This window comes from Bacillus sp. PSXD-155, from assembly GCF_049310765.1.
Taxonomy (GTDB): domain Bacteria; phylum Bacillota; class Bacilli; order Bacillales; family Bacillaceae_G; genus Bacillus_A; species Bacillus_A cereus.
This window is the reverse complement of sequence record NZ_JBMOWC010000011.1, coordinates 143722-153946: the sequence shown is the minus strand read 5'-3', so window position 1 is coordinate 153946 and position 10225 is coordinate 143722. Positions and strand designations below refer to the sequence as shown.

Below are 10225 nucleotides of genomic sequence, written 5' to 3'. Positions count from 1 at the left end.
TCGTTATGGTTACCGTCGCATTCGTGATGAATTAACGAATCGTGGCCAGAAAGTGAACCACAAGAAGGTTCAGCGCATTATGAAAGAGCTTGGGTTAAAGTGTGTTGTGCGTATGAAGAAATATAAATCCTATAAAGGAAAAGTCGGTAGAATTGCACCTAATATTTTAGAGCGTAATTTTCATACAGATGCACCGAATCAAAAGTGGGTAACAGACATCACAGAGTTTAAATTGTTTGGAGAAAAACTGTATGTATCACCTGTATTAGATTTGTATAATGGTGAAATTATTACCTATACAATTGGTTCTAGACCGACGTATTCGCTTGTTTCAGGCATGTTAGAGAAAGCATTGGAACGTTTACCTGAAACCCACCAGCTACTGATGCATTCGGATCAAGGATGGCATTATCAAATGAGACAGTACGTCCGGACACTTGAATCAAGAGCTATCGTCCAGAGTATGTCTCGAAAAGGCAACTGTTACGACAACGCAGTAATAGAAAATTTCTTTGGGATTATGAAGTCGGAGTTCCTCTACATAAAAGAATTTGAAAATGTAGAGCACTTTAAAATAGAATTAGAAAAATATATAGATTATTATAATACGAAACGGATTAAGGCAAAATTAAAAATGAGCCCAGTACAATACCGGACTCACTTTTATCAAGCTGCCTAATGAAATAACCGTGTCTAACTTTTAGGGGTCACTTCATCCAATAGCGCTCTTTTATTGCCGAATATATTACTTTTGTGTATAGCCAAGTAACAATGTAAATAAATTAAACTGTAAAGACAATACTACATTTCTTCTTTTACAAAAAAAGTGTATCAATACCAACGATACTTCGACAATTTCCTCGGAAATATTTCCTTTCCCCACATAATTTGATACACTACACATGAATAAACACTTGTATTACATAAACTAAAATAATAACTTACTGTACAAATTAAAAAGCACACTCTTCATATGAAGAATGTGCTTTTATGTTATTAACGTTTAATCCAAACAGCGCCTGCCGATTTATCTTCTGCCTGTCCAACAACTTGGAATTTAAGTCCAAGGTTTGGAACTTTCCTTCCTGCATCTGCAATTTGCTTGTTACTATATACTTTTGAATCATCAAAAGTTGTAACACCTTGTAATCCAGAATAGTTAAACTGACCACGTGTTAATGAATTTACACTCCATGCTGGTGTTTTATCAAATGAAAATGCAGCATCTGCAATTTGCATGCCCGTATTACCGTATGCTGGTTTTCCGTTTAAATTACCAACTAGCGCTTCTGGATGAGAATCTACAACACCAAGGAATCCTTCACCTGGATGCACCCCAACCCAGTTATCTTTGAAACTATCATCTGCATACCAAACGACAAGACCTGTATTATACACTGGACCTTTTCCTGCTTTTAAACCATTATCTGATCCCGCATAGTTTCTCCACTCTAAGTAGTAATAATGAGCTTTCTTCTCTGTCCCATCAGAAACAACAAAACCATTTAAATTCATTTTAGACTGTCCTTCTGCATCATCAGAAAATACAACTTGTCCATCAACAGTTACATTTACATTGTCCATCGCAAAACCTTTATATGTTACAGCCGGATCTGTAATATAGTCTAATTGTAGTTTCACTTTTTTTCCTTTAAATTGACTTAAATCATATGATTTATCAATCCATTTCCCATCTGTTGTATCTTTATCTCCTTGGACTACTTTTTCTCCAAGTCTATCAATTAATGTTTTCGTTCCATCTTCTGTTACTGCATGTACTTCGACGAAATCGCACTCTGCTTCTAACTCATAATTTGCTTTATAATCGAATTTTGCATTTGTTCCTTTTGTTAAATCAAAGAATGGTGTCTCTAACGTTGTATGCATATCATCGCCTCTTGTACTATAATATGCACGCTTTCCAAACTCCGGTTTAATCGTTTCAACACTTTTACCTGGTAAGTTAACACGTACAACGCCTGGACGATTTGATTTCGTAACACTTTGATCAATATAGGTAGGAACTCCCACACCACTCTTAATTTTATCGTAATCTACTTCTAATATTTTTGCCCAGTTGCCACCCATATTCTTTTGTAAGAAGTCTTTATTTTGTGGTGAAAAACTAGTCGGTTCTGTTCCTGCGATTTTCCCTGTCCAACTACCTCCACTCATTAATGACCAAGCTTCGACTGGTGAACCATTTCCAGTATATTTCGTGTCATATTCATCTGGTAATCCAAGATCATGTCCAAATTCATGTGCAAACACACCTACAGCTCCATCTTCTGGTTCAATTGTGTAATCATGTGCTGCTACTTTACCACCAAAGTAACCTACCTTTGATTTTGTACCTTCAATCGCTACTGGATCTACTGCTAATTTTGAACGATGTGACCAGATCGCATCATCACCTAATTTACCACCACCTGCTTCTTGACCAACACCAGCATGGATTACCATTAAATGATCAATTACACCGTCAGGTTCGTTTTGATTCCCATCCCCGTTTGTATCATATCTATCAAACTGATCAAACTGAGATAAATCTAGTCCTTTCTCAGCAGCTGCATGCAAAGCTTCTTTCACTAAATCACGTGCACCTTTCGGACCTTTATTATCGTGACCACTGCTACCATCAGCTCCATAATCAGATGCTTTTCCTGGAACTGTTAGCCACTCCGTTACATATCCGTCTGTCGTATAACTACCACCAGACTGCTCTTCATAGTATTGTTTAAACGTTTTTACTTTTGAACCATCAAATAATGTATACGGCTCCTTACCGAACAACATCTTTTGATAATGTTCTCTACTAAAGTCTTTCGAATACATATAACCTGGTGTTTGATCAATATTATTATGTTTATAATCACTAAATTCAACGAGTAGCACTAATACTTTATCCGATCGAACAGATCCTTTATATGGAGCTTGCTTTGCTTTTGAAGTTGGAACTTGCCCATTTAATTGCTTTTTATTTGGTTCTGGCTTTTGCTCAAGATTAATATTTTTTTCAGTCTTTTTTACATTTTCCTTTTCTTCCATCTTTTTCTCTTTTACTTTTTTTGTGAAATCAGACGTTTCTTGTAAGTGAGCATCTGGAAGAATTTCTTTGTTCGCCTGATCTCCTTGTTTCTTTTCAATATATTGCTCGACAGCCTTTTTCGTCTCTTCTTTAGAAGATGCTGGATTAATTGTTCCTCTTTCTTTCAAAGCTTCCGCTAAACGATCTTCTTGAATTAAATTGTAATCAATTGGCGTTGTAGACACATTCTCTTTCTCTTTTGCTGGCGTTTCTGCATATGCTAACGGCGCACTCATTACAGATGTGCATCCGATAATTGCCGCAATTGCTAATGACGATAACACTTTAAATGGCGCTTTTCTTCTCATTCTATTTCTCTCCTTTTATAAAACTTAAAATTCAGATAAATCGGTGCATTTTTGTCGAAATCTCTGTTTACTACCCTCCCTATATAAAAAGACATAATTCTATAAACATTAAACTTTCTGTTATAGAATCATGCCCTCCAGTTTTCTGGTCAGACCCTCTATCTGTTTATCCCTTGGTTCAACTAATAATCAGTGTGCTGATGAACAAAGCCCCCACTGATTAACGTTTCACTTTATATCGAAATATGAAAAATAAAGAGTTATGTGATATATATTAAATATCTTATATAACAAATTTAAAAGACAATATGCAAAATTGCATGAAAATTCTTTTAAATAAAAAAGAATCCTAGTCAATTAAACTAGGATTCTTGATTTTCTATTATCTCTCTTGTGTTTTTTCCCAATCAGCTAAGAATTTCTCAATTCCTTGATCTGTTAATGGGTGCTTCACTAATGAAGCAATTACGTTTGCTGGGATTGTTGCAATATGTGCACCGTTTAATGCTGCATCAGTTACGTGAACGCTGTGACGTACAGATGCTGCAATGATTTCTGTTTCGATGCCATGAATTGCAAAGATTTCTGCGATTTGACGAATTAAATCCATACCGTTATGACCGATATCATCTAAACGACCTAAGAATGGTGAAACATATGTTGCACCAGCGCGAGCTGCAAGTAATGCTTGAACTGCTGAGAATACTAATGTAACGTTTGTACGAATTCCTAAATCTGAGAATGCTTTTACTGCTTTTAAACCTTCTGTTGTCATTGGAACTTTTACAACAACGTTTGGAGCAATCTTCGCTAATTCTTTTCCTTCTTCAATCATTTTATCAGCTTCTAAGCTAATTACTTCTGCACTTACAGGTCCTTCTATAAAGCTGCAAATTTCACGAATACGCTCATGGAAATCTACGCCTTCTTTTGCTACAAGTGATGGGTTTGTCGTTACTCCAGCTACTACGCCTAATGCATTTGCCTCTTTAATTTCGTTAATGTTTGCTGTATCAATAAAAAATTTCATTTGTTATTCTTCCTTCCTAATTTTCATTTTATATTTATTTATTTTTCTTAATAAGCTCTAATTCAATCGGAATAGATTTGTCCACTTTTTTACCTTGTGTTATCTCTTTTGCTGTTTGCATCGCCTTCTCTCCGATTAATTCCGGTTTTTGAGCGACTGTTGCAGCCATACGCCCATCATTAACCGCTTTCACAGCATCTTCTGTTGCATCAAATCCAACAACTACTACATCTGTTTTTCCAGCAGACTTCAATGCTTCAAGTGCACCTAATGCCATCTCGTCGTTATGCGCAAACACGGCTTTAATATCACCATTTGCTTGCAAAATGTTTTCCATAACAGATAATCCTTTCGCTCTATCAAAATCAGCCGCTTGTTTGGCAACTACTTTTAAAGACTTATCAGCTACGTTATGGAATCCTTTCCCACGTTCACGAGCAGCAGACGATCCAGGGATTCCTTCTAACTCAGCAACGTTTGCTCCTTCGCCGACTAATTCACGAATGTAATCACTAGCCATTTGACCACCTTCGATATTATTAGATGCAATGTGAGAAACAACCTTACCTGAATTCGCAACGCGGTCTACTGTAATAACAGGAACATTTGCTGCATTTGCCGCACTTACCGCTGAAGCAACAGCATCTGAATCGGTCGGATTAATAACAACTACATCGACACCCTTTTGAATTAAATCTTCAACATCGTTCGTTTGCTTCGCTGCATCATTTTGCGCATCAACAGCAATCAATTCGATGCCGCTATCTTTCGCTTTCTTTTCTGCACCCTTTTTCAAAGTTACAAAGAAGGGATTATTTAAAGTTGAAACAGAGAATCCAACTTTAATAGTTTTATTTCGACCTTTATCGCTAGAATCCTTTGCCCATTCTGGTGGTTCCATTGAACAACCAGCAGTAATGACCATAATACATGCAACGAGTATAAGTAACCATTTCTTCATGAACTGTCCCTCCATTAAGCTTCTTTTCGACGATCAATTAATACAGCTAGTAAGATTACAAGTCCTTTTACAACTTGTTGGAAGAAAGAAGATACACCTAATAAATTTAAACCGTTATTTAGTACACCGATAATTAGTACACCGATGAATGTACCAACAATCCATCCTCTTCCCCCAGAAAGACTTGTTCCACCTAATACAACTGCTGCAATTGCATCTAATTCGTAAGAAGTACCTGCAGTCGGCTGTGCAGAATCTAGTCGTGATGTTAAGACAATACCTGCAAGCGCTGCCAAAATTCCGGAAAGACCGTAAATCATTACTTTAATTCTCGTAACATTAATACCTGATAGTGCTGCTGCTTCTTCATTTCCACCAATTGCAAATGTACGACGGCCAAATGTCGTTTTCTTCAAAATGAAGTACAGTACTGCGAAAGCGATCATCATTGTAACAGCTGGTACCGGAATACCAAGAAAATAACCGCGGCCAAACATTTGGAACATTAAATGATCACCAAGACCAGTGATCGGACGTCCGTCCATATAAACAAGCGTCAACCCACGAAAAATAGTCATTGTTGCTAAAGTTGCAATAAATGGAGCTACTTTTCCTTTCGCAATGATGATACCGTTTACAATTCCCATTACAAGACCTGCTAATAGTCCAACTGCCATTGCAAGGAACGGATCCATGCCACTTGCCATCATTCCAGCAACAAGTGCACTTGATAATGCTAAAATAGAACCTACCGATAAGTCAATACCCCCTGTTAAAATTACGAAGGTCATTCCGAATGCAATAAGCGCATTAATCGATACTTGACGCAGTATATTAAATAAATTTGGAATTTCAATGAACGCTGGATTTAAAACTGTAATTACGACGATAATTAATACTAAACCGATTAAAGAACCGAGTTGTTGTAATACATTCCCCTTCTTAGCCATCCTTACTCTCCCCCTGTAGCTAGTGCCATAATAGACTCTTGTGATGCCTCATCTTTCCCTAAAATGCCGCCGACTTTTCCTTCATGAATAACAAGAACTCGATCACTCATCCCTAAAACTTCCGGAAGCTCAGATGATACCATAATAACGGCATCGCCTTGCTCTGTAAGCTTATTCATGATAGAGTAAATTTCTTTTTTCGCTCCAACATCTACACCTCTTGTTGGCTCATCTAAAATGAGTAATTGCGGATGAATGCCTAGCCATTTTGCGATTACAATCTTTTGCTGATTTCCACCAGAAAGAGATTTCACTGCCTGCTCCCCGCTAGATGCTTTCACATTAAGAAGCTTCATCATATCTTCTGTAAACTGCTGTTCTAGCTCGTTGCTTAGAACACTTCCCTTTGAAAGACTTTCTAAATTCGGTAAAGCTAAATTTTCTCGAATTGAAAAATCTAACACTAATCCTTCAGACTTTCTATCTTCTGTAATGAAAGCAATTCTTTGTCTAATTGCATCTATCGGACTATCAATCTTTACTTCTTGTCCATTTATAAAAATTTGTCCAGAATCTAAAGGTTCATAACCAAATATCGCTTTCATAATATCAGTGCGACCAGCCCCCATCAAACCAGCTACACCAAGGATTTCACCTTTCCTCACTTGAAACGAAACATTTTCAAATTTCCCTTTCTTCGTTCCGTTACGCATTTCAAAAATGACATCACCAATTTGACTATTTCGCTCTGGGTAACGTTCACCAATGCTGCGCCCCACCATCATACTCACTACTTCATCAAATGATGTTTCTGGAATTAATCTCTTTCCGACGTATTCTCCATCACGCAAAATCGTAATGGCATCACATATTGAGAAAATCTCTTCCATACGATGCGAAATGTACACGAATGAAACACCTTCTTTACGTAACTTATTGATTACTGTAAAGAGCGTTTCGATTTCACGATCCGTCAGTGCCGCAGTAGGTTCATCCATAATAATAACGCTCGCGTTTGTCATTAACGCTTTCGCAATTTCGATAATTTGCTGTTGTCCAACCGATAGTTCCTCTGCTAACATAGCACCTCTTACATGCAATCCTAGCTCTGCTAGTTGCTGCTGCGCAATCGCGTTCATTTGTCGAGTGCGTAAAATACCTGTTTTCCCATACATTAACTCTTTACCGAGAAACATATTTTCAGCTACTGTTAAATTCGGCAATATGTTTAGTTCTTGATGTATAAATGCGATGCCGTACTCTTCAGCTTCTTTCGCATTTTTAAACGTACGTTCTTGCCCATCAATCGTGATTGTTCCACCATCTCTTTTGTATACACCTGTTAAAATCTTCATGAGCGTTGATTTACCCGCTCCATTTTCCCCCATCAATGCATGGACTTCTCCTGTTTCAATCATAAACTGTGCATTCTTCAAAACAGGATTGCCATTGAACGCTTTTGAAATGTTTTTCATTTCAATATGCATTCTCATCACTTCCCTTTATTAAAAAATCACGCCTGCATGTAAAATTACATTTGCATAAGGCGTAGCCTCGCCTGTACGAATAATTGCCTTTGCTTTCTTTGTATGCTCTTTAAATTGTTCATGAGAAACATACTCAAATGCTGGCTCTATTAATTTCAGCTCAATCTCTTTATTCACTTCCGCATTATTTATAATGACTTCTTCTGCTAACGTCACTTTTTCAATTGCCATATCATCAGCTACAACTTGTAACACCTCTAAAAAACTCGGTTTTCCAATCTCAACAGCTAAATCAATTCGTTTTACCCCGTCAGGAATCGGTAACCCGCAATCAGCAATTACAATTGTATCTGTATGCCCAAGTGAAGCAAGGACTGCCGCAATTTCACTATTTAATACACCATGCTTTTTCATCCAACAATCACCTGCACTTCACGTACTCGATCTCTCGTTGGCATACCGCCCTGTGCTCCAAGTTTCGTCACAGAAAGACCACCGGCAATATTCGCAAAACGAATTGCTTTTTGAAGTGTCTCTCCTTCAGAAAGTGCAACTGCTAACGCACCATTAAATGTATCACCAGCTCCAGTTGTATCCACTACATCAACAGCAATGCTAGGAACATGTACAATCTCCGTGCCATTATGGAAACGAACACCGTTAGAACCTTCTGTCATCAATAATTTATTTGGATACTTCGCCAATAAATCTTCAATTGGTGATGTAAAATCATCTAATACGATGCGGCACTCATGTTCATTTGGCGTAATATAAGTTGCCTTTTCTAAAATATCTTCTGATAACACTTGTGCTGGCGCTGGATTTAACATAACTGGAATATTATGCTCCTCACAAATAGCCAATACATATTTTACTGTTTCAAGTGGAATTTCTAGTTGCAGAACAACCATATCTGCTTTTATAAGAAGGTCTTTTGAGCGATCTACAACTGACTTATTTACAAGAGCATTTGCTCCTTGTACGACAACAATACTGTTATCTTCTTCTGCTAAAACGATATGAGCAATTCCTGTCGTTCCATCTGTAACCGGTACCACATAGTCGATAAAAATACGTTCGTTCTCTAAATTTTTTCTAACTACCGTTCCGTAATCATCATTTCCTACCGCTCCAACCATTGCTACATTTGCTCCTAATCTAGCTGCAGCAACCGCTTGGTTCGCCCCTTTCCCTCCAGGGATTGTATGAAACGCTTCACCAATTACTGTTTCTCCTGCTTTCGGCCGTTTTTTTGAAACAGCCACTAAGTCCATTGAAATGCTACCTACTACTGCAATATTTGGCATCTGTTTCATCTCCTTACTTCGTTGTATTTCGTTCAATAATTTTAATCGGTAGACGATAGTGTTTCTCTTCTAATGCATTTCCTTCCATTTGCTCTAACAACAACTCTGTTGCAATTTTTCCCATCTCATATATCGGTTGTGCAACTGTTGTAATAGATGGATACATCATTTCTGTTAAAGAAATTCCATCAAATCCGATAATTTGTAAATCATCTGGAATGGCAATCCCCTTTTGAAGTGCAGCCTTTACAATACCAATCGCAATTAAATCATTCCCAGCAACAATACCATCAATATGCGGGTATCCTTCTAATAATTCCATCGCTACACGCTCACTATTTGCTGGATCAAACGTACTCTCCGCAATCATATACGAAAGATTATTTTGCGTAATAACGTCTACAAAACCTTCAAAACGTTCATTTGCAGTACTCACATCACGTGGACCGCGAATATGTGCAATATGTTTACATCCTTTATCTAGTAACAACTTTGTCGCAGCCTGACTTCCTGCATAGTTATCTGCATATACAGTAGGAATACGCTCATTAAACATACGGTCAATCGCAACAACCGGAACAGATAAATTCATGTAATTAACACTATTTTGTGGATTCGTTGCTACAATAAATCCATCTACATTATTTTGTCTAAGTACATCAATGTATTGTTTCTCTTTTTCTAAACTTTCATCAGAGTTACAAAGAACAACTGTGTAATCTTGTTTATGTGCTACATCTTCTACGGCACGTGCAACTTCTGGAAAGAACGGATTCACGATATTTGGAACAACTAAGCCAATTAAACGAGACTTTTTATTATACAGTGAACGCGCTACTGTACTAGGCTTATAATCTAACATCTCAATTGCACGCTCTACCTTTTTTAATGTATCTTCGTGAACATATCCATTTTTATTTAGAACTCTGGAAACGGTCGCAACAGATACTCCCGCTAATTTCGCAACGTCTTTAATCGTACTCATTCTCTTTTCTCCTCATTTCATGTAACCGTTTACAGAAAATAATATAACGTATTTCTAAAAATACGTCAATCATTTCTCACTAAAAAGCTTTTAAGGTTATACTCAAAAA

9 protein-coding genes are annotated in these 10225 nt (G+C 37.3%); 1 reads left to right on the top strand and 8 read right to left on the bottom strand.

Annotated elements, in window-relative coordinates; genetic code table 11:
- On the top strand, nt 1-679 hold a 679-nt coding region (locus tag ACO6VI_RS15105), incomplete at its 5' end, for an IS3 family transposase (RefSeq protein ID WP_422423579.1).
- Nucleotides 680-996: 317 nt separating this feature from the next.
- On the opposite strand, the gene inhA2 is transcribed toward ACO6VI_RS15105, so the two are convergent.
- From inhA2 to rbsR, 8 genes are all read right to left on the bottom strand, one after another.
- Entirely contained in the window at nt 997-3396 is a 2400-nt protein-coding gene (gene inhA2 / locus ACO6VI_RS15100; RefSeq protein WP_098818408.1) for a M6 family metalloprotease immune inhibitor InhA2, read from the bottom strand.
- A 382-nt stretch (nt 3397-3778) separates the two neighbouring features.
- On the bottom strand, nt 3779-4426 hold the full coding sequence (gene fsa, locus ACO6VI_RS15095; protein WP_098033694.1) for a fructose-6-phosphate aldolase: 648 nt from the start codon (nt 4424-4426) through the stop codon (nt 3779-3781).
- A gap of 34 nt (nt 4427-4460) precedes the next feature.
- On the bottom strand, nt 4461-5387 hold the full coding sequence (gene rbsB, locus ACO6VI_RS15090) for a ribose ABC transporter substrate-binding protein RbsB (protein WP_000758975.1): 927 nt from the start codon (nt 5385-5387) through the stop codon (nt 4461-4463).
- A 14-nt stretch (nt 5388-5401) separates the two neighbouring features.
- The gene (locus ACO6VI_RS15085) at nt 5402-6337 is read right to left on the bottom strand and encodes an ABC transporter permease subunit (protein WP_001074649.1); all 936 of its coding nucleotides are present in this window, start codon (nt 6335-6337) and stop codon (nt 5402-5404) included.
- A gap of 2 nt (nt 6338-6339) precedes the next feature.
- Nucleotides 6340-7824, bottom strand: a complete 1485-nt coding sequence (rbsA, locus tag ACO6VI_RS15080) for a ribose ABC transporter ATP-binding protein RbsA (protein ID WP_097961739.1) — start codon at nt 7822-7824, stop codon at nt 6340-6342.
- Nucleotides 7825-7842: 18 nt separating this feature from the next.
- Nucleotides 7843-8238, bottom strand: coding sequence for a D-ribose pyranase (rbsD, locus tag ACO6VI_RS15075; protein WP_078994581.1), 396 nt, complete (start codon nt 8236-8238; stop codon nt 7843-7845).
- The gene (gene rbsK, locus ACO6VI_RS15070) at nt 8235-9131 is read right to left on the bottom strand and encodes a ribokinase (protein ID WP_065482196.1); all 897 of its coding nucleotides are present in this window, start codon (nt 9129-9131) and stop codon (nt 8235-8237) included. Before rbsK ends, rbsD begins: the two co-directional genes overlap by 4 nt.
- A gap of 13 nt (nt 9132-9144) precedes the next feature.
- Nucleotides 9145-10116 (bottom strand): ribose operon transcriptional repressor RbsR, encoded by a 972-nt coding sequence (rbsR, locus tag ACO6VI_RS15065; RefSeq protein ID WP_161520041.1) that lies wholly within the window; start codon nt 10114-10116, stop codon nt 9145-9147.
- Nucleotides 10117-10225: the final 109 nt, after the last annotated feature.